Source organism: Methylovorus glucosotrophus (genome assembly GCF_009858335.1).
GTDB classification, from domain to species: domain Bacteria; phylum Pseudomonadota; class Gammaproteobacteria; order Burkholderiales; family Methylophilaceae; genus Methylovorus; species Methylovorus glucosotrophus.
In genome coordinates this window covers 277,395-297,579 of the sequence record NZ_VMSE01000002.1, presented here as the reverse complement: position 1 = coordinate 297,579, position 20,185 = coordinate 277,395, and the positions used below count along the sequence as shown (strand labels likewise).

The 20,185-nt window shown below is 54.7% G+C and carries 19 protein-coding genes; 8 read left to right on the top strand and 11 right to left on the bottom strand.

The features are described 5' to 3' along the window. Window positions 1–20: 20 nt before the first annotated feature. Window positions 21–2,507: a sensor domain-containing protein gene (locus tag FNL37_RS12510; RefSeq protein ID WP_159356365.1), complete on the bottom strand. Its 2,487-nt coding sequence runs from the start codon at window positions 2,505–2,507 to the stop codon at window positions 21–23. Window positions 2,508–2,645: 138 nt separating this feature from the next. On the opposite strand from FNL37_RS12510, the gene lgt reads away from it, so the two are divergent. Further along, window positions 2,646–3,428 carry a prolipoprotein diacylglyceryl transferase gene (gene lgt, locus FNL37_RS12505; RefSeq protein WP_159356364.1) on the top strand — a complete coding sequence of 261 codons (783 nt, stop codon included), beginning with the start codon at window positions 2,646–2,648 and terminating at the stop codon, window positions 3,426–3,428. Between the two features lie 338 nt (window positions 3,429–3,766). On the opposite strand, the gene FNL37_RS12500 is transcribed toward lgt, so the two are convergent. The 10 genes from FNL37_RS12500 to FNL37_RS12455 all read right to left on the bottom strand — a co-directional run bounded on the left by FNL37_RS12500 (window position 3,767) and on the right by FNL37_RS12455 (window position 10,516). After that, window positions 3,767–4,249, bottom strand: coding sequence for a hypothetical protein (locus tag FNL37_RS12500; RefSeq protein WP_159356363.1), 483 nt, complete (start codon window positions 4,247–4,249; stop codon window positions 3,767–3,769). 437 nt (window positions 4,250–4,686) lie between these two features. Continuing rightward, window positions 4,687–5,121, bottom strand: a complete 435-nt coding sequence (locus FNL37_RS12495) for a hypothetical protein (RefSeq protein ID WP_159356362.1) — start codon at window positions 5,119–5,121, stop codon at window positions 4,687–4,689. A gap of 69 nt (window positions 5,122–5,190) precedes the next feature. After that, window positions 5,191–5,523 carry a hypothetical protein gene (locus FNL37_RS12490; RefSeq protein ID WP_159356361.1) on the bottom strand — a complete coding sequence of 111 codons (333 nt, stop codon included), beginning with the start codon at window positions 5,521–5,523 and terminating at the stop codon, window positions 5,191–5,193. 81 nt (window positions 5,524–5,604) lie between these two features. After that, window positions 5,605–5,913 carry a hypothetical protein gene (locus tag FNL37_RS12485; RefSeq protein ID WP_159356360.1) on the bottom strand — a complete coding sequence of 103 codons (309 nt, stop codon included), beginning with the start codon at window positions 5,911–5,913 and terminating at the stop codon, window positions 5,605–5,607. Window positions 5,914–5,984: 71 nt separating this feature from the next. Then, window positions 5,985–6,827 (bottom strand): hypothetical protein, encoded by an 843-nt coding sequence (locus FNL37_RS12480; RefSeq protein ID WP_159356359.1) that lies wholly within the window; start codon window positions 6,825–6,827, stop codon window positions 5,985–5,987. A 484-nt stretch (window positions 6,828–7,311) separates the two neighbouring features. Beyond that, window positions 7,312–7,623 carry a TIGR03643 family protein gene (locus FNL37_RS12475; protein WP_159356358.1) on the bottom strand — a complete coding sequence of 104 codons (312 nt, stop codon included), beginning with the start codon at window positions 7,621–7,623 and terminating at the stop codon, window positions 7,312–7,314. After that, window positions 7,596–7,775: a YbdD/YjiX family protein gene (locus FNL37_RS12470; RefSeq protein WP_190274883.1), complete on the bottom strand. Its 180-nt coding sequence runs from the start codon at window positions 7,773–7,775 to the stop codon at window positions 7,596–7,598. The genes FNL37_RS12475 and FNL37_RS12470 overlap by 28 nt, the downstream gene beginning before the upstream one ends. A gap of 2 nt (window positions 7,776–7,777) precedes the next feature. After that, on the bottom strand, window positions 7,778–9,847 hold the full coding sequence (locus FNL37_RS12465; RefSeq protein WP_159356356.1) for a carbon starvation CstA family protein: 2,070 nt from the start codon (window positions 9,845–9,847) through the stop codon (window positions 7,778–7,780). Between the two features lie 239 nt (window positions 9,848–10,086). Beyond that, window positions 10,087–10,311 (bottom strand): glycine zipper 2TM domain-containing protein, encoded by a 225-nt coding sequence (locus FNL37_RS12460; protein WP_013441184.1) that lies wholly within the window; start codon window positions 10,309–10,311, stop codon window positions 10,087–10,089. A 46-nt stretch (window positions 10,312–10,357) separates the two neighbouring features. Then, the gene (locus tag FNL37_RS12455) at window positions 10,358–10,516 is read right to left on the bottom strand and encodes a DUF3309 family protein (protein ID WP_013441183.1); all 159 of its coding nucleotides are present in this window, start codon (window positions 10,514–10,516) and stop codon (window positions 10,358–10,360) included. A 435-nt stretch (window positions 10,517–10,951) separates the two neighbouring features. Between FNL37_RS12455 and FNL37_RS12450 the strand changes: the two genes are divergently transcribed. The 7 genes from FNL37_RS12450 (at window position 10,952) to FNL37_RS12420 (ending at window position 20,121) form a co-directional block, all read left to right on the top strand. Further along, entirely contained in the window at window positions 10,952–12,829 is a 1,878-nt protein-coding gene (locus tag FNL37_RS12450) for an ABC transporter transmembrane domain-containing protein (protein WP_159356355.1), read from the top strand. 63 nt (window positions 12,830–12,892) lie between these two features. After that, window positions 12,893–13,600, top strand: a complete 708-nt coding sequence (locus FNL37_RS12445; RefSeq protein ID WP_244948292.1) for a hypothetical protein — start codon at window positions 12,893–12,895, stop codon at window positions 13,598–13,600. 203 nt (window positions 13,601–13,803) lie between these two features. Beyond that, window positions 13,804–15,075: a nitrate regulatory protein gene (locus tag FNL37_RS12440; RefSeq protein ID WP_159356353.1), complete on the top strand. Its 1,272-nt coding sequence runs from the start codon at window positions 13,804–13,806 to the stop codon at window positions 15,073–15,075. A gap of 416 nt (window positions 15,076–15,491) precedes the next feature. Continuing rightward, complete coding sequence (locus FNL37_RS12435; protein ID WP_159356352.1) at window positions 15,492–16,781, top strand: CmpA/NrtA family ABC transporter substrate-binding protein; 1,290 nt, start codon at window positions 15,492–15,494, stop codon at window positions 16,779–16,781. 66 nt (window positions 16,782–16,847) lie between these two features. Then, window positions 16,848–17,756, top strand: a complete 909-nt coding sequence (ntrB, locus tag FNL37_RS12430) for a nitrate ABC transporter permease (protein ID WP_013441177.1) — start codon at window positions 16,848–16,850, stop codon at window positions 17,754–17,756. 10 nt (window positions 17,757–17,766) lie between these two features. Then, entirely contained in the window at window positions 17,767–18,573 is an 807-nt protein-coding gene (locus tag FNL37_RS12425) for an ABC transporter ATP-binding protein (protein ID WP_159356351.1), read from the top strand. Between the two features lie 102 nt (window positions 18,574–18,675). After that, window positions 18,676–20,121 carry an alginate export family protein gene (locus FNL37_RS12420; protein WP_013441175.1) on the top strand — a complete coding sequence of 482 codons (1,446 nt, stop codon included), beginning with the start codon at window positions 18,676–18,678 and terminating at the stop codon, window positions 20,119–20,121. The last annotated feature ends 64 nt before the right edge of the window (window positions 20,122–20,185 follow it).

Sequence of the window (20,185 nt, the reverse complement as noted above, 5' to 3'; positions counted from 1 at the left end):
AAGCGGACCACGACGTTGCATCAACGCAACGACTGGTTGAAGGTCTCCAGCGGCACCGGACGGCCGTAGTAATAGCCTTGCACATACTGGCAGCCAAGCTGGCTGAGTAGTTCGGCCTGCTCGGCCGTTTCCACGCCTTCGGCCACCAAATCCTTGCCCAGGCTATCGGCCATGGCAATGATGGCTTTGACCAGCAGCGCCGATTCGGTATTGGTAGCAATATCGCTGACAAACGAGCGGTCAATCTTTACCTGACTCACCGGAAATTTATTCAGATAGCCCAGCGCCGAATACCCGGTACCAAAATCATCAATCGCAATGGCAATGCCGATGGAATGCAGCGCTTCCAGCGTCTGGCGTATATGGTCGCTATCATGCAGCAGCAGGCTTTCGGTAATTTCAAACTTGAGCCATTGCGGATGACATCCGGTTTCCTGCAGGCAGTCGGTAATCGTGGTCAGGAAATCCTGCTGCATGAATTGCCGCGAAGACAGATTGATGGCCAGCACATAGGGCTGGCTGCGCAGCGCATTCCACGCGACGGCGGTACGGCAGCCCTCGCGCAGCACCCAGCCGCCGATCTCGACGATCATGCCCCGCTCCTCGGCAATGGGAATGAATTTGTCCGGCCCCACCATGCCGAGGTCAAAACTGTTCCAGCGCAGCAGGGCTTCGGCGCCATACATCTCGCCTGTCGCCAGCTCAATGATGGGCTGGTAATACAGCTGCAGCTCACCTTTTGCCAGCGCCTGCCGCAGCAGATTTTCCATGAGCAAACGCTCGGCCGCATTGACGGTCAGCTCCTGGTTGTAAAACTGGAAATTGTTACGCCCCTGCCGTTTGGCGTGGTACATGGCCAGATCGGCGTGCTTGAGCAAATCATCCAGATGGCTGCTGTCCTCAGGGTAAAAGGCAATGCCCATGCTGGCTGACACAAAAAACTTGATGCTGGACACTTCAAACGGCACATTCAGCGCATCAATAATGCGGGCTGCCAGCAAGGCGGCGTCCAGACGCGACAGGCAATGCGGCAGGGAAATGGCAAATTCGTCGCCGCCCATGCGCGCCAGCATGTCGTCCTTGCCCAGCAACTGGCGGATCCGGCGCGATACCTCGATCAGCAACTTGTCGCCGACCGAATGGCCCAGGGTGTCGTTGATGGTCTTGAAGTTATCCAGATCAATAAACAGCAGGCAGAAGCCATGCTTGTTGGTTTGCGTCTGTTCAATCAGCATTTGCAGTTGCTGATTGAACAGCAAGCGATTAGGCAACTCGGTCAGGATATCGTGGTAAGCCAGCTGCTCGATCCGCTTGCGGTAGCGGCTGTTTTCCGTGACATCACTCGCCACCGTCATGGCGCCGATCACCTCTCCGGAGGACGCGCGCTCCGGCACGATTCGAACCAGATGCACCAGTTGCTCCTCGCCATACTGCGTTATCAGCTCCAGCGTATCGGACTCGCCCGTCGCCATCACATCGAGAATACGTTTCTGGTACTCCTCGGCCGTGATATTGATGATATTGCCGCTCCAATACTCAGCCGGCGTCTTGCCTATCACCTCACTGATACGCTGCTGCAGGCTTTCGCGCATGGCGCAATACGAGTTCACAAACACACGGCGGCACTCGCGGTCATAGCGCACCACCGTCAGCGGCAGATTTTGCACCAGCATGGAATATTCATTCTCACGGCGGGCGATTTCTGCTTCCAGCCGGCGCTCTGCTGTGATGTCCCGCGCAAAGCCCACCGTCCCGATGACCTGTCCATCAATTACCACCGGCGATTTGTAGGTTTCCGCCCAATGCAGCTCGCCGTCTGGATTCATGATGGGCTCCACCAGCATCTTGGCTGCGCCGGAAGCCAGCACTTCTTGATCATCCGCCACATAACCCTCCGCCATGGCGTGGGGGAAATAGTCAAAATCCGTCTTGCCACGCATGTCTTCGTCATGCGCAATTTGCAGGACTTCAGCAAACGTCTTGTTGGTGGCCAGAAAGCGGCTTTGTTTGTCTTTCAGCCACACCATGAAAGGAAAGGTATTCAGCACGGCACGCTGATATTGTTCGCGACGGCGGATCTCGAGCGTCTCCGCGGCATCGCGCTGGTCGGTCTGGCGGCCAATCGCCAGCACACCGATCATCTGGCCATGTTCATCTGACAATGGACTGAAGCTGATGAGATCAAATATTTCCTGGCTACCCACGGTGAAATGCGCCACGCAGCCACCCGGTCGGCCTGTTCGGATCACCTCTTCCAGCGTCTCGCGGTAATTCCAGAAAAAAGGATGCAGCACCACATCGGCGGTTCCGCCCAAGTGATCGGGCAATATCGCCTTGAGCGCGGGGTTGATATAACGCGTCTCGGCCTTCAGGTTATAAAGGGCAATTTTTTCATTAGTGTGCTGAAACATGGCTACCGCAAAGCGGCAGAGCATTTCCAGGGTAATGGGCTGAGCTGGGATCTCCCCCGGATTCTGCATGGACGTTTCCATCCCTGAGTGTTGCATGTAACCCTCCCAAAACCGGTATCGCACATCGGCAATTTGCTTGCGCGATCCTGATTGTCATTATTTTCGGTTACCATAGCACATCATGAATACCAACAGAACCAAGGGCTAGCCGACTTGGGCAGGCCTGCTTCCACCATGCTTATACATCCAGAATTCGACCCCATCGCCATTCATATCGGCAGCTTCGGCATCCATTGGTATGGCCTCATGTACCTGCTGGGCTTTTTGAGCCTGCTGTGGCTGGGCAAGTGGCGCATACGCCGCAACCCCGACTCTGGCTGGAAGGTCAGCGATGTCGATGACATTCTGTTTTACGGAGCGCTGGGCGTCATCATCGGCGGGCGACTTGGTTATGTGATGTTTTACCAGCCCACTTACTTCAGCCAGCATCCGCATGAAATCCTTTACCTGTGGCAAGGCGGCATGTCATTCCACGGCGGGTTTCTCGGCGTACTGGCGGCCATGGCGCTGTTTGCCCGCAAAACCGGCAAGCGCTGGCTGGAGATCATGGACTTTGTAGCACCGCTGGTACCGATAGGCCTGGGCGCCGGGCGCATGGGCAATTTCATCAACGGCGAGCTATGGGGCCGGGCCACCGACATGCCCTGGGGCATGATCTTCCCCAAGGTCGATCAAGTGGTACGCCACCCCTCGCAGCTCTATGAGTTTGCGCTGGAAGGTGTCGTGCTGTTCGTGATTTTATGGATCTACTCGAGCAAACCACGACCACGCGGCACTGTGTCGGCCCTGTTTCTGATTGGCTACGGCAGCTTCCGCTTTCTGGCGGAATACACCCGCGAACCGGATAGCTACCTGGGTCTGTTATCGATGGGGTTGAGCATGGGCCAATGGCTGAGCGCGCCCATGGTGATTGCCGGGCTGGTGATGTTTTACCTGTGCCGGAAGCCGCGCGCCTAGAACATTTGTGACTCTGTCGTAAAGAGAGCTAACGCAGGACTAAGAGCGAAGAGTTAGACTTTGCCAGCATGTTGAGCGCACGTTTCACAAAGACCAAGTTCATTGAGTTCCTGTACAGGAAACATTTCCTCAAAATTAACTTTCGGAATATTTGTTGGAGCATCGGCCTTTCTGCCGTGCTGCTGACAGACCACACATTGAGTGATCCATTTGCGCGTCCTTGGGTCAGTGAGAAACCAATCTTGTGTACGAATTACAGTTCGCATGACGTTAGGTCTAACTTTGAATTAAGGGGCGCCGTTAAGCGCCCCGCTGGAATGATGGGTTAGCCCTATATTTCATGGTGCCTTGTGAACTAACAAAGCAATAAGCCCAGTAGCTGCACCAATAACACCAGTTAGAGCGGAGAGCCAAACGACCCAATGTGAACGACTTTCATGGCGTGCCTTCACTTCACGGCGAATTTCCTCTCTAAGCGCGGAAAACCCACGGGTTGTTAAATACCAGCGCCCCGTGTAGTGCCCTTCGTACCAATGTTCAGACTCGGTTTTATCTTCGTTGAATCGGTGAGGCACGGGAACACGAAGTTTACGAGCTTTTGAGAGGAGTTTTTTTGTTAAATAGGCGTCCTCCTCTTCATCGTGTAAGTCAACTTCAAACCGATGGTTATGCTCTAAGCTTTCAACTTTGTCTCTGTCTTTAAGTTTTCTTGCAGCCGAAATATCTTTTGCATAAGCTCTATCTAGCAATGTTCTTTGCCAAGACAAACGCAACTCAGTTGGTATTGGCAGTTTTGCAACTATTTGTAGCAATGAAATCATAGCCGTGCCCTTTAGTGCTAACGTGAAGTTAAGCTGCTTGCTCAGCTTTTTGCGCAGTTCGCTTCGAACCTAAGATCAGGAGTTCCTCTTCCGGTGGGAGTAGTTAATGAATGATGCAACCATTTTATTTCTTAGCAACGCCTCATGTTCTGTAGCGTAACAGAGAGTTGCACCTCCATGCCCGAGGTTCGGCGTGCGATTCCTGTAAATGTAGAACTGATGCAGTGACTCCGTGGCATTGGCATCAGCGATCTTCTTAAGCCTAATTTCCTTGACAGCGTCGCCTAAAGTGGCTGCAGAAATACCCTTTTCATTGAGCCATTCCTTCAGATCGCCTTCATTTGTTTCGGCGCGTATAGTTCAGCAGCATCGTAGATAAGACTCCTAGAGCAGCGCCAGAGAGCGAAGCGAACGGGGTTGAACGGCGGGTTAGGCTGCTATGCATATAGAAACGACACAAAAGGAAGCCGTTTGCCGGAAACGCGCATTCGGAAATAGAGTCTTCTTCCCTTGAGCGCCTTTGGATTACAAGCAAAATAGTCCTGGGCCGAAAACTCAAGAATTTTGCTACTATTTTCCGGAATTTGAAAATCTGTAAAGTATTCATCCGGCCCAGCACATAAAGATTCGAAAAAGGGAAGAAACCAAAACCGTCTAAACACAATTTCCCAATAAGTAACGATGATTGGTCTGTTCGAGTTATTTCTGATGATGATTTTGTTTCCAACATCAGCAATGCTCGCCATCGAGAACCCGATCTCCACTTGCAGTCGGTTCTTCCGATACTCTCTGACCGCGAGAATGGTCGAAAGCACTGCGCCCCAAGTAGCAATACCATCGAGACCTTTAAGCCATTCAATTAGAGCAGCCATTTAGATAAGCCTAATGTTTGGCATAAACGGCGCGCTTTATCGCGCCCCGCTCGATGGATGAGCTGAGCCTCACCTTATTATCCAGGCTATAGAAACAAGCCCCCAAGTAAGGAACAAGAGCATGCCACCAACAAATATTGCTGCTGCAGTGCTAAACGACCAGTAAATTGTGAGCTTTTGTTTAGACGTATTAACTTCCAATCGACGCCCGCCAGATTGTAGTATCTCGATAGTGAGTGCGATGAGACCAACTGTTACAAGAGCAGCAACAATCGATGCGAAGAGACCAAAAACCAAATTAAAAGACGTGACATTTGGTGTCAGCGCTTTAACCCATACTAACGATACACCAGTGATAGAAGCAATAGCCCCCCCGGTTTTTAATGTATTTTGCCATTTCATTTAATGCGATTCCTGTGTTAGTAAAGGCCTAACATTTGAATTAAGGGGCGCCGTTATGCCCCCCGCTTGAATGATTATGGGTTAGGCATTAGGCCATGTTACTTTTATAGCAACTTGTTGGTTTTCAATGGCTTTGTATAAAACCATGCCTCCATCAAGATGAATTAAAAGTTCAAGTTTTGTTAGAGAGCCTTTAACGTCACTTCCTGCATAAACGAAGACTTGAGCGTAGCCTTCTGGTGGAAGCATGCAAGGAGGATAAGCAGTCCAATCATCAGGGGCTTTACCATTTTCAAATGCAGTGGCAGCAATTGGAGCGAAAAACTCAACTTCTTTGCGATTTGTGCAGGCTTCTTTTATTGTGGAGTAGTTTTCTTTATTAAATTCCATAAATTTTCCTTTTTGCTTAACGTAGAGTTGAGGGGTGGCGCGCTTTTGCGCCGCCCCTCTCGAACGGCAGCTTATGCATCATGGAGTTTTAGAGCAATTTCCCGTAAGTACCGCATGCCAGAAGGGGTTAGTCCACCATCGAAATATTCATGTTTTTCCAAATCGTCAATGTACTGATGGGGAAAATTATTCGTGAGCTCATCGAAGTGTCTGCGTATTGAAGTGGGGCTTCCTTCAATAATTTTTTTGAGTCCAATCTTTTCTATTACATTAGATCTAGTAAAGCGATCCATTCCAGTATCATCGCGAATGTTTCGATCACGCTTTTTGTCCATACGCTCCATGAACAGCCTTTTATTCAGCTTAGAAACTTCTCTTTGTGCTTCAATCAACTCGTCTTCTTTGGCTTTGAGTTTTGCGAGCACTTTTTCTTTTTCTTCCTGTTCAAGATGTGATCGCTCTACCAATTGCTGGACAATTTCGTTTCTTTCAGCGAGGACTTTTTCAATTTCTTGTTGTTCAGTTTCCAGTTTTTGTTTGGTTTTTTCGACAGCATCGCCGTGCTTGGTTGGAATGTTCTGCAAGTAGGAACGCATTGATGAGTACCCCTCGTCTAAATTACGCAGCCGCTCCCCAAAGCCGCTTTCGATTTTTACCAATAACTCGGCAATATCCTTTGTAAACTTGTAAGTGTTGTCGTAGAAGGCATTGCTTGTTTCAGTCGCTTTGAAATAGAAAAGTGCAGCTAGGCCGACCGAGAAGAGCGCTAAGAGAAGCGACAGCAGTGTAGGAAAATCAACTGTCAAGGTTGTCGGTGTTGAATATATTTTATATGCAGTTACGCCAACCAAGATGACTGTAGAAATTGCTTTTACCAATTCCCACAAACCTGCTTTACCCTTTTCTTCATTCATGCGCGTTCCTTTTTATGCATACCGTTAAGCGGCTGGATGATAGTAATTTAATCATTGTTGTTCTCTATATAAATCATTGAATAGAGTTTGTTTAGTGCACCTTTAATTTTTATATATAAATGAACCACACACCATGATGTCTGATAAGGGGAATGCGCCAGTCATCCACCAAAATTGCTTGAGCAGATCTCAGCATCGCAACCAAATGATGAACTATAGTATCAGAACAGAAAATGCCTATGTGGATTAGATCAAGCGCTTGATTATCTTCCATAACAAGGCCATCCCAAACCCCTCAAAGGTTAACATGTGGAGACTTTCTTGACACATCTGGCGGTTGAAAGGCATGTGTCGGCATCCACGCAGAATCACTTGGAGCGCGTAAAAATACGGATAGTTATCTGGAATTGTTATCGATGGGAATGAGCCTGCCCATGGTGATTGCGGGGCTGGGGATGTTTAACCTGTGCCGCCAGCCGCGTCCTTAGAACTGCGGCACCCGATGCCGGGCACGATGGCGCGCCACCTCGGGGCTGCGCAGGGCGGCGTGCTTGGTAGATCTGCCCTGCATGCGCTTGCGCCATAACCTGAACGCGGAGCTGCGCAGCTGCCGCCGCATGAGATCAATCACATCCGCTTCAGATAAGCCAAATTGAAATGCAATGGCTTCGAATGGCGTGCGATCTTCCCACGCCATTTCGATCACCCGGCCAATATCCGCCGCACTGAGTTCCTGACCGGAGATAGTGGGTTCAGCGGTATCCCGAGTTAGCAGCACCGCTTCACGCCTTTCCATTTGCCATCCTGCCATTGCTTGAAAAAGGCTTCGCGCGTCAGCGGCGGCTCGTCCACGTGCTGCTCGGCGTGATGTCGCAGATAACGCTCGTAGGCATCATCGCCAGACAGGCGGCGCACCACGCGCCAGAAGGCTTTCAACTTATTCAGCATAGTTAATCCCTTACCCATTGGGCATTCAGCGGTGCTGGTTCGTGCGGGTGCTCGGTCGATGGCTTCACACTCTTGCCTGCCAGATAGCGCCAGCACACGCGCAGCATATCCAGTATCACCACCCACAATATGACGACGAAAAACAGCGTCAGCCAGGCATCCAGTTGCTGGTTGAAAATCAGCTGTGGTGCCACGGCGGCTTTTTCTGGTGGCAAAGCACCTGCCGCCAGTTTGGCCGCCATATCATTGGCAGCGGCAAAAAAGCCCACGCGCACATCATCGCTCATGATTTTCTGCCAGGCGGCGGTACTGGTAATAATGACCAGCCAGGTGAGCGGAAGTGCCGTTACCCAGGCAAATTTGAGGCGGCCGGATTTGACAAAAATACCCGTGGCAACCGACAAAGCAATGGCCGCCAGCATCTGGTTGGAAATACCAAACAGCGGCCACAGGATATTGACGCCGCCATTGGGGTCAATCACGCCGATGTAAAGGAAATAGCCCCATCCGGCGACCACCAGCGCGCTGGTAAACAATACCGAGGGATACCACGAAGTCTCGCCCAGTTTGGGCCAGATATTGCCCAGCATGTCCTGCAGCATGAAGCGGCCGACGCGGGTGCCCGCATCCAGCGTGGTCAGGATGAAAATCGCCTCGAACATGATGGCAAAGTGATACCACAGCGCCAGCAGGCCCTGGCCGAACGCACTGCCAAAAATGCTGGCCATGCCCACCGCCAGCGACGGCGCACCCCCGGTACGGGCAAACAGCGTAGCTTCGCCCATCTCGCGCGCCAGCGACTCCATTTGCGCCACGGTGACCGGGAAGCCCCAGCCGCTGATGGTGGCAACGGCATCGGCTGCTTCCTTGCCGACGATGCCCGCCGGGCTGTTGATGGCAAAAAACACGCCCGGATCAAGCACGGTGGCGGCAATCATCGCCATGATGGCAACGAAAGACTCCAGCAACATGGCGCCATAGCCGATCATGCGGATGTCGCGCTCGTTTTCCAGCAGCTTGGGCGTGGTGCCGGAGGCAATCAGCGCATGGAAACCGGAAATCGCCCCGCAGGCGATGGTAATAAACACAAAGGGAAACAGCTTGCCGCCAAAAATGGGGCCGGTGCCATCAATAAACTGCGTCAGTGCCGGCATTTTGACTTCCGGCTGCAGCATCAGAATAGCAATCGCCAGCACAATGACAGTGCCCAGCTTCATGAAGGTAGACAAATAATCGCGTGGCGCCAACAGCAGCCAGACCGGCAGAATGGCGGCAGCAAAGCCGTAGGCAATAATCCACCAGGCCAGGGTCAGGCCTTCATGGTCAAACCACACGCGCAAGGTGGGATGATGATCCACCCAGCCGCCACCTGCGACGGATAGCAACAGCAGGATCACGCCCAGGGCAGACGCTTCCAGCACCTTGCCCGCACGGAAGTGGCGCATGTACAAACCGACAATCATGGCGATGGGAATCGTCGCCGCCACGGTAGAAGTCGCCCAGGGGCTGTGCTTCATGGCATTGACCACCACCAGCCCGAGCACGGCGATGAGGATGATCATGATGGCAAAGGTGCCAACGAGGGCGGCGGTTCCGCCTATCGCCCCCAGTTCCTCACGCGCCATCTGACCCAGGCTGCGCCCATTGCGGCGGGTGGAGAGGAACAAGGTCACCATATCCTGCACGGCTCCCCCCAGCACGGCACCAAACAATATCCACAAGGTACCGGGCAGATAACCAAACTGCGCGGCCAGCGTTGGCCCTACCAATGGGCCAGGTCCGGCAATCGCCGCAAAGTGATGGCCGAAGACGATCCATTTATTGGTAGGCACAAAATCGCGGCCGTTATCCAGGCGCACGGCCGGGGTTGCCCGCGAGGCATCCAGCATCAGCACCCGGGCGGCAATCCATGCCGAGTAAAACCGATATGCCAGGGCATACACACATAATGCCGCGGCAATAAACCACAGGGAGTTGATACTCTCGCCGCGATGCAGGGCGATGCCTCCCACCGCTGCCGCTCCCAGGATGGCAACGAGCAGCCACACGCTATTCTTCAGGATAGTTTTCATAATGACCGTGAGTGATGTGCAATGGGCTCACAGTATAAAACAGACCTGGGCGATATGCCGTGTCTACCTTTGGGAAGGCTGGAATGGATATGACACCTGCAGGCCGGATGCATAGAAAGAGGCATGCCTGGAACAGAAGCCATCGGGATACATAAAAAAGCCGGAGCAATCATGCTCCGGCTTTTTCTCACAATCACCACCTGGTGCCAGGCACTCGGTGGTCTCCTCCCTGCTTTTATCTATTTCTTATCTTTACCAACCTGATTCCCGATAATGCCGCCCACGGCAGCGCCACCGACGGTACCGACAGCACTACCGCCCGTCAACACAGCGCCTGCCGCGGCACCAACACCTGCACCCACGGCCGTATTCTTGTCCCGGGCGGACATATTGCTACAGGCGGAAAGACACGCCACCGTCAACACGATGCCGGTCACCCGCCAGGTTTTATTGAGGATTTGCATGTCTATCTCCTAAAGCTATTTAGTTATTAACTTGCTGGCACGATGGCTAGATACGGCCGGTAAGCAGCAGGATCAACAGAATGATGACAACCAGGCCCAAACCGCCACTTGGCGCATAGCCCCAGTTACGGCTGTGCCCCCAGGTCGGCAACGCACCCAGCAACATCAGGATCAGTACGATAAGCAAAATGGTCGTGATGGACATAAATTCCCTCTTTTCTTCAAATTAGTGAACAGTTGAACTGCTCTGGTTATGGGGTAATTTGTGATGCGGCGCCGACCAAAGGCCGACGGTATTCATGCACGCGCAGGCGTGCATTTAATTTAGTGCATGAAAAAATAGATGATGATGAGCAGGAATGCCGGTACACCCAGCAGCCAGGCAATAAAATATTTAATCATCAGAATTCCCTCCTTGGTTTAAGCGTTTGTTTGTTTGACACGCAGCTCCACTGTATAGGGGCTTGGTCGCAACGCGCATAGGGGTAGGTCTGATACTGGTGTCAGTGGAGGCTTACAGTTATGCGTTGGCTTTTACCAGTCGGGGAAGTCTCCCGCGCCTTGCGCATTGTGCGGGCGATTTCTGGAGTACCATGCAATCCATGGAACATTCCCACCCCCAACAAGGTCTGTCGTTTACATGACAACCACGCCTGATTCCCCCGATATGAGCGCAGAAACCCCCGTGCCTGCTGCCCCTGCCAAACGCCTTTCCGCACTGAGTCGGCTCTGGCCCTTCCTCCGCCCCTATCGCTGGCAGATCATGCTCGCCCTGTTATTGCTGACACTTGCCAGCGCTACCCTGCTGGCGGTGCCCCTGGCATTCCGCGATCTGGTGGATTTTGGTTTTGACAAACCACCGCAGCAGGGGCCGAGTGCCAATGGCGATCTCAACAGCCACTTCCTGCTGCTGTTTGGGCTGGCCTGTGCCTGGGCCATGCTGGTTGCGGCACGTTATTTCACTGTCTCGTGGGTGGGGGAGCGAGTCACGGCAGACTTGCGCAGTGCCGTCTACGGCCGCGTGCTGACGCAATCACCGCAATTCTTTGAAACCCTGCAGACCGGCGAGGTGTTGTCGCGACTGACCACCGACACCACACTGATCCAGACCGTGGTGGGCAGCTCCGCCTCCATGGGCCTGCGCAGCCTGTTCCAGTTTGTCGGCGGCATGGTGATGCTGGCCGTCACCAGCACCTATCTCTTTTCCATCAACCTCGGGCTGATGTGCCTGCTAGTACTGCCCATCATGCTGATCGGCCGCTCTGTCAAAAAGCTCTCGCGCGAATCGCAGGACAAGATCGCCGCCAGCTCGGCCATGGCCGGTGAAATCCTGAATGCGATGCCCACCGTGCAGTCCTACACGCAGGAGCAGCGCGAGATTGGCCGCTTCAAGCAAAGCACCGAACTCAGCTTTGAAACCGCCATCCGCCGCGTTCGCGTGCGCGCCGCGCTGACCGCATTGATCATCACCGCCGTGCTGGGAACCATCGTCTTTGTGCTGTGGCTGGGCGCGCGTCAGGTCAGTGATGGCGCCATGACGGGTGGCGAGCTGGCATCGTTTGTGTTGTATGCCGCCATGGTGGCAGGGGCGGTGGGGACCATGGCCGAAGTCTGGGGCGACATCATGCGGGCCGCGGGTGCCACCGAGCGCCTGCTCGAGCTGTTGCAGGCGGAGCCTGCCATTCAGGCACCGGCAGAACCCATGGCATTGAAGTCAACCACGGAAGCCACCATCGGCTTTCACCATGTCAGCTTTCATTACCCCTCACGCCCCACCCAGCCCGCTTTGCAAGAGCTGACACTGGAGATCGCCGCTGGCGAAAACATTGCGCTGGTCGGCCCTTCCGGTGCCGGCAAGACTACCCTGTTCCAGTTGCTGCTGCGCTTTTACGACACCAGCGCTGGCAGCATTACCATCAATGGGCAGGATATACGCCAGCTAAGCCTGGAAAGCCTGCGCGGCCTGATCGCCGTGGTGCCGCAAGACCCGGTGATTTTCTCGGCCAATGCCATGGAAAATATCCGCTATGGCTACCCCTATGCCACCGATGCCGAAGTGCTGATGGCCGCCAAGGCCGCCCAGGTCGATGAGTTCATCCATCGCCTGCCCAAGGGCTACGATACTTTCCTTGGCGAACGCGGCACGCGGCTGTCGGGCGGGCAACGCCAGCGTATCGCCATCGCACGTGCAATCCTCAAAAACGCCCCTATCCTGCTGCTGGATGAAGCCACCAGCGCGCTGGATGCCGAATCCGAAATCCTGGTGCAGCAAGGCTTACAGGCCGCCATGCAAGGCCGTACTACCCTCATCATCGCGCACCGCCTGGCCACGGTGCAGCAGGTGGACAGGATTATCGTCATGGATCAGGGGCGCATCGTGGAAACCGGCACGCCAGCAGAACTGCGTCAGATGGGCGGGCTCTATGCGCGTCTGGCCAAACTGCAGTTCCACGATACCGAAGCCTCTGGCAACCCGTCCCCTGCAGTCCCCGATATAGCCAGCCTCGCTCATGAATAAGCCCTGAAGCAATGCAAGCGGGCGCGCCTGAACTTGCGCCCGCGCTGCATGCTCCCAGTGCTCATGATGACAATGCGCCATTTCTTTTCCCGCTGGCTGCTGGCTTTGTTGCTGGCCGCCGCCCTGCCAGCCCTGGCCCAGCCTTGCGATGCGGTGCTGCAGCGCTGGCAAACGGAAGAAAATGCCGTGCTGGCCGAGCTTGCACCGGTATTCCAGCAAGGTCGCGAAGATGGCACCATTCTGGTCGAACTGCGCTCGCTGCCCGACTGCGCCACCGAATTACGCCTGCAACTCCCCGCCACCGATCTGGAACAAACCCGTCAATATCTGGAGCAGAACCCGGCCAAACGCATTCTCATGAGTGCACAAGGCTATGCCATCCCTGATCAGACCGAAAGCGTGGTCACCATCGCGGTTAATGACACACACCCTACCGATCTGAAAGCGCTGAACCAGGGGCTGGAATTTATGTATCAGCTGCTGACACAGCTGCGCGCTCATATCCCGGATGGCCAGCAAAATCAGCAAGCCTGGCCGTTGGCCCTGCAACAATCGCAGCTGCATGCCTGCCGCCAGGCCTGGCAGGCCACCGACCTGACATCCGCCTGCCAGTGCCGGCTGCAGCAGTTATCGGCCAGTATTCCGCCGCGCCAGATGGCTCTGATTATCTATCTGCAACAACAGCCTTATGCCACGGCTACCGGCGCACTTTCCAGCTTCAATACGCTCCAGCAATCCATCCTGCACAGCTGCCAGCTACAGCCTCGCTAACTCCAGAACCCGCCGAATCTGCGGTGGGAAGCGCCCACCAGCGCGCCGGATGCCGCATCAGAAATACGGGCGGTTTGTATAGCCGCCTCGCTGAGCTACAATTCGGCGAATCATCAGCCACTTCACTACGTCTTGAAGTGCACGCCGTTCTCTGCCCCATGCCTGAAAGCATTGAGCACTGTTCTTGCTTGCACTGACTCATCATGCAGAATATTTCACCTGACAATACGATTTTATTGGCCAAAACGCGCCATATCGAAGAGCTGGAACGGCTCTCCGTCAGCATTCAGTTTGTCGAGAGCATAGGCTGGATGGTGCACCAGCTGCAGGCAGAGCGCGGTGCCAGCTGTCTTTATCTGGCCTCCGCTGGCAGCCGCTTCGCCAAAGAGCGCAGCGCCATCATTGAGCAGAACCAGATTTCGGAGTCGGCGTTTAAAGAGGCCTTGCAACGCTACCTCCATCACAACACCTCGGCAGATGCCAAACAGCTGACCCTGGTCTCGTGGATTTTGCTGGGGCTTGAGCAGCTCTTGCCCTTTCGCCACCAAGTCACCTTACTAAAGATTCCGTTCAGCGACTGCATACAGTCCTACACGCGGCTGATCGGCAGTCTGATTTCGCTCATTTTTGAAATTACCGACAATACCGTCAACAGCAAGATCTCGAGCTATCTGGTCGCGCTCTACAACCTGGTGCAAGGCAAAGAATTTGCGGGGCAGGAGCGCGCCCTCGGCTCGCATCTGTTTGGTTCGGGCTACATGCAACTGGAACACCAGCACAAGCTGCTGGAGCTGATAGCGCAACAGGACCGGCATTTTGAGCTGTTCAACCAGTTTGGCACGGATGCCTTGCGCGAAGCCTGGCGTACCACGCTGGAAACCGAAGCACACCACAGACAGCGCGCTTACAGAAGCAAGTTGACCGCCGCCAAAGACCAGCAGACACTCCAGCGCGCTGATAGCGATGCCTGGTTTGACGTTTGCAGCACAAGGCTCACGGAGATATGGCATATCCAGTGCCAATTGGTGGCCGCCATGCACGACACCCTGAACAGCTTGAGCGATCAGGCGCGACGGGATCTGGAAAACACGCGCCTGCATCTGGGCGAGCTGAAAGCCAGGCAAACGCCCACATCCAATGTCGACAACACGTTTTTCAATCTGGCGATTCCGCTGGAAAGTGCATTTACCTTTTTAGCCCACGACGAGCTCACGCCCTACCCCATGGAATCCATTATTGCCTTGCTGCAACAGCAATCGCAGCAACTGGCGGAAATTGAAAATGAGCTGTCGGAAACCAAAAAATCGCTGGCGGAAAGAAAGCGTATTGAACGCGCCAAAGGCTTGCTGATGAGCAAACTGGGCTTATCCGAAATGGAAGCCTACAAAATGCTGCGCAACACGGCGATGGAGCAAAATCGCAAGCTGATTGATATTGCCGAAAACATCATCACGCTATCCGCACAAGGGCAATAGTCCGCTTCATATCATGGTGCACTTGCACACAATAAGTGCGATGCATCACAAAGTTGCCTCGGCTGAATTTCAGCTTCGCTATTTATAAAATCATTAAAATTCAATCACTTAATTTTTAAAATAAAGTTGGCACAGGGTTTGCTTATGTCTAGACAAAATGTCAGGCCAACGGCGGCCTAACGTTTATGCAGCAGGGCATATCCCCCAGGAAATGACCTCTGCAAGTAGCAGTAACCTAGCCCAGCTGAATGCAGGCAAAGGTTAACAAACAGCACATTAAACGAAGCGATTGCGCTTCCACGGATATGGACAAAGGCGTCCAGCATGTAGACAGGAAACTGTTTGCAGGCTGGACGCCTTTTTTGTTTTTGCGGTTTTGATTTTGATACTTGATGCATCATTTTTAGGGAGCAGACATGAAAAAAACACCAGATACTGCAGCAGATAACGCTACACCTGACGTCGACACCAGTCGTCGCCAGTTTTTCAAGAACGCCGCCGCCGGCGCAGTGGGCGCTGCCGTCATGATGAACATGCTACCGGCAGGCTTGCGCAATCAGGCATGGGCTGCAGGCTCGGATGCTCCAGAAATCACCGAAGTCAAAATCGGCTTTATCCCGCTGACCGACTGCGCACCTATCGTTGTGGCTGCCCAGATGGGCTTCGACAAGAAATACGGCATCAAGATCGTGCCGTCCAAGGAAGCTTCCTGGGCTGGCGTACGCGACAAGGTGGTTAATGGCGAACTGCATGCGGCGCATGTGTTGTATGGCCTGGTGTATGGCGTGCAGATGGGCATAGGCGGTCAGCAAAAAGACATGAACGTGCTGCTGACGCTGAACAACAACGGCCAGGGCATTACGCTGGCCAACCAGTTGAAGGACAAGGGCGTCACCGGTGGCGCAACGCTGAAACGCCTGCTCGACAATGAAAACCGCGATTACACCTTCGCCCAGACCTTCCCCACGGGCACCCACGCCATGTGGCTCTACTACTGGCTGGCGACTTACGGGATCCACCCCTTCCAGGATGTGAAAACCATCGTGGTACCGCCACCGCAAATGGTCGCCAACATGCGTATCGGCAATATGGATGGTTACTGCGTGGGCGAGCCATGGAATGCACGTGCCATTTACGACAAGGTCGGCTTCACCGCTGCCACCACCCAGGAAATCTGGACCGACCATCCGGAAAAGGTGCTGGGCACCACCGCTGAATTTGTCGCCAAGAACCCCAATACCGCGCTGGCCATTACCAAGGCCATTCTGGATGCCTGCCGCTACATCGACGCTACCGCCAACCGCCCCGCGGTGGCCAAGCTGATTGCTGGCAAGGCCTATGTGAATGCGCCGGAAGAAGTCATAGAAGGCCGCTTCCTTGGCCATTACGACAATGGCATCGGCAAGAAATGGGAAGACCCCAACTACATGAAGTTCTTCAACGACGGCAAGGTGACCTTCCCTTACCTGTCCGATGGCATGTGGTTCCTCACCCAGCACAAGCGCTGGGGTTTGCTGAAAACCGATCCGGATTACCTGGCCATCGCCAAAAAGGTCAACCGCATCGACATCTACACCGAAGCGGCCAAATCCTTGGGCATCGCCGTACCAAGCGACCCGATGCGCAGCAGCAAGCTGATCGACGGCGTGGTGTGGGATGGCAAGGACCCGAAAGCCTATGCCAACGGTTTCAAGATCAAGGCCTGATAAGGCGAGCGGCGGCCCGGAAGTCTGGGCCGCCAGTCACGGACATGTGATGCGAGGCAAATCATCATGAGTGCAATCGGAATAAGCAAGGAAAGCATCAAGACCATCATGCAGAATGAGCAAACCACCCCAACGGCAGTGAAAGCCGCTGTCCAGCCCGCAGCCGCGCGCATGGCACCGAGCAAGCGCCCCAGTGCGCGCGCCCTGAAACTGCGTGCGTTTTTTGAATGGCTGCTGCCGCCGGTTTTCGGGGTGCTGGCCATGATCGCGGTATGGACGCTGATCTCCTATCAATCACCCAACCTGCCTGGTCCCGTCAGCACCTGGCACTCGGCAGTGGAGCTGTTCAGCGACCCGTTCTACAACAACAGCCCCAATGACCAGGGCATAGGCTGGAATATCCTGGCGTCGCTGGAACGTGTGGGCCTGGGCTTTGGCCTGGCTGCGCTGGTAGGCATACCGCTGGGTTTCATCATCGGCCGCTTCCAGTTCATGTCGCGCATGGCAGCACCCATCATCGGCATCCTGCGTCCGGTATCGCCGCTGGCCTGGCTGCCTATCGGCCTGCTGGTATTCAAGGCCGCCAACCCGGCGGCCATCTGGGTGATTTTCATCTCCGCCATCTGGCCCATGATCATCAATACTGCCGTCGGCGTGAGCAAGGTGCCGCAGGACTACATGAATGTCGCCAAGGTGCTCAACCTCTCGGAATGGAAGATCGTCACCAAGATTCTGTTCCCCTTCGTGCTGCCTTACATGATGACCGGCGTGCGCCTGTCCATCGGTGTGGCGTGGCTGGTGATCGTGGCAGCAGAAATGCTGACCGGCGGCGTGGGCATCGGCTTCTGGGTGTGGGATGAGTGGAACAACCTCAATGTGGAGCACATCATCATCGCCATCTTCGTTGTCGGCATTGTCGGCCTCCTGCTGGAGCTGGCACTGACCTCTCTCGCCCGCCGCTTCAGCTACGAATAAGGAACCCATCATGGAAAAAATCCTGCAAGAAAAGTACGTGCAGCTGGAAAACGTGAACATGACCTTCTTCACCAAAAAAGGCACGTTTGAAGCGCTGAAAGATGTGAACTTCAGCATACGCGAAGGCGAGTTCATCTCCATCATTGGCCACTCCGGTTGCGGCAAATCCACCGTACTCAACCTGATTGCCGGGCTGTTGCAACCCACCAATGGCAACCTGTTTTGCGCGGGCCGCGAGATTGCTGGCCCGGGCCCTGAGCGCGCCGTGGTGTTCCAGAACCACTCGCTGCTGCCCTGGCTCACCTGCAGTGAAAACGTTTACCTGGCGGTGGAACGCGTCTTTGGCGCCACCGAAACCAAGGACCAGCTGAAAAAGCGCACCCAGGCTGCGATCGAGCTGGTGGGCCTGGCCCATGCCGCCGACAAACGCCCCAATGAAATCTCCGGCGGCATGAAACAGCGCGTGGGCATCGCCCGGGCGCTGGCCATGGAACCCAAGGTGCTGCTGCTGGATGAGCCGTTTGGCGCGCTGGATGCCCTCACCCGCGCCCATTTGCAGGACGAGCTGATGGCCATCATGGCGAAGTCCGGCTGCACGGCAGTGATGGTGACACACGATGTGGACGAGGCCGTGCTGCTCTCAGACCGCATTGTGATGATGACCAACGGCCCGGCCGCCACTATCGGTGAAATCCTGGACGTGGAACTGGCCCGCCCGCGCAAGCGGCTGGAGCTGGCAGAAGACAGCCACTACAACCATCTGCGCAGTGAAGTGCTGAAGTTTTTGTATGAACGCCACGCCAAGAAGGCGGCTTGAGCAGGCAATACGAGTATTTAAACAAACAGGCAAAAAAGTGGCCCGTCGGTCAGGACGGGCCGGTACAGCAAGTTACCCCTCATCAGAAAAAAGGAGCAACACATGCAAAGTAATTCGAGTTTCACCTTGCGTCAAGCCAGCATTTGCGTACTGCTGGCCTTGGGCAGCGCACAGGCATCCATCGCCATGGCAGAAGAAACGCTGCCCGAATACACCTTCATGGATGCGGTCAAAACCGGCAAAAATCTCACCAGCTTTCGCCTGCGTTATGAAAACGTGAATCAGGATGGCCTGGGCCCGGCCGGCACATCAGCCGCCAACAACGCGCTCAAGGATGGCGAAGGCCTGACCCTGCGCAGCCTGATCGGCTGGCAAACCGCGCCTTACAAGAATTTCAGCTTTGCGGCGCAGATGATCGATGTCGCCAAGTTTCAGGATGACTACAACGACAGCACCAACGGCACCCTGATCAACAGCGTATCCAACCAGACCAGCCATGCCGAATACGCCAAGATTGTTGACCCCGACTACACCGGCATCAACCAGCTCTATATCGACTGGACCGGCATCAAGAACAACCGCGTGCGCCTGGGCCGCCAGCAGATCAACCTCGACAATGTGCGCTTTATTGGCGACATCGGTTTCCGTCAGGTCATGCAGGTGTTTGATGGTGTCAGCCTGCTCAACAAAACCATCCCCAATACCGAAGTCTTCGTGGGGCATATGGAGCGCGTGAAGCAGATCACCACCGAAACACGTGACAACGGCGCGCTGGAAATCCTGAATGCCAAATACCGCCTGTCGCCTACCGAGTTCCTGGTGGGCTATGGCTACTTCTCAGGCTTTGATGACCTGGGCTATGGCCGTGGCTGGTTTGGCAATGCCGCCGGTACCGGTGGGGTCGCCCAGGGCAAGAATGGCAACATCAACCAGAACGCTGACCAGGGCAACAAGATCCTGGGTCTGCGGCTGGATGGCGTGCACCCGTTCAACCCCAACCTGCGTGCGCTCTACACCGCCGAATATGCCAAGCAGACCGATTACAGCGGCGGTGACTCTCGCATTGACGCCCACTACTACAAGCTGGGTGGCGGTGTCGGCATTGATAACTTCAGCATACGCGCCGATCAGGAACTGCTGTCCAGCAACAACGGCCAGTATGCCTTCCAGACCCCATTTGGCACCAACCACCTGTTTCAGGGCTGGGTCGATAAATTCCTGACCACGCCGGTAGAAGGCATCCAGGACAGCTTTGTCACCGCCACCTACAAATGGGGCGATTTCCTGTTCTTTGCCGATTACCACGTCCTGAAATCAGACGAACGCTTCAACACTGTGGGCGGTGGTTTTGGCAACAAGTATGGCACCGAGTGGAATACCGCCGTGACCTACAACGTGAACCCGCACCTGGTTACCAAGCTGGAATACGGCAAATACACCGAGGATGACCATTACACCTTGCTGGCTGCAGCCGATACCACCGCTGGCAATCGCGGGCGGATTCGCGATACCGAAAAGTTGTGGCTGACCGTGATGTACACGTTCTAGGCCGATACATCCGCCAGGACTTGTCATCAACCCGTGGTATCTGCATCGCCCGATGCAGATACCG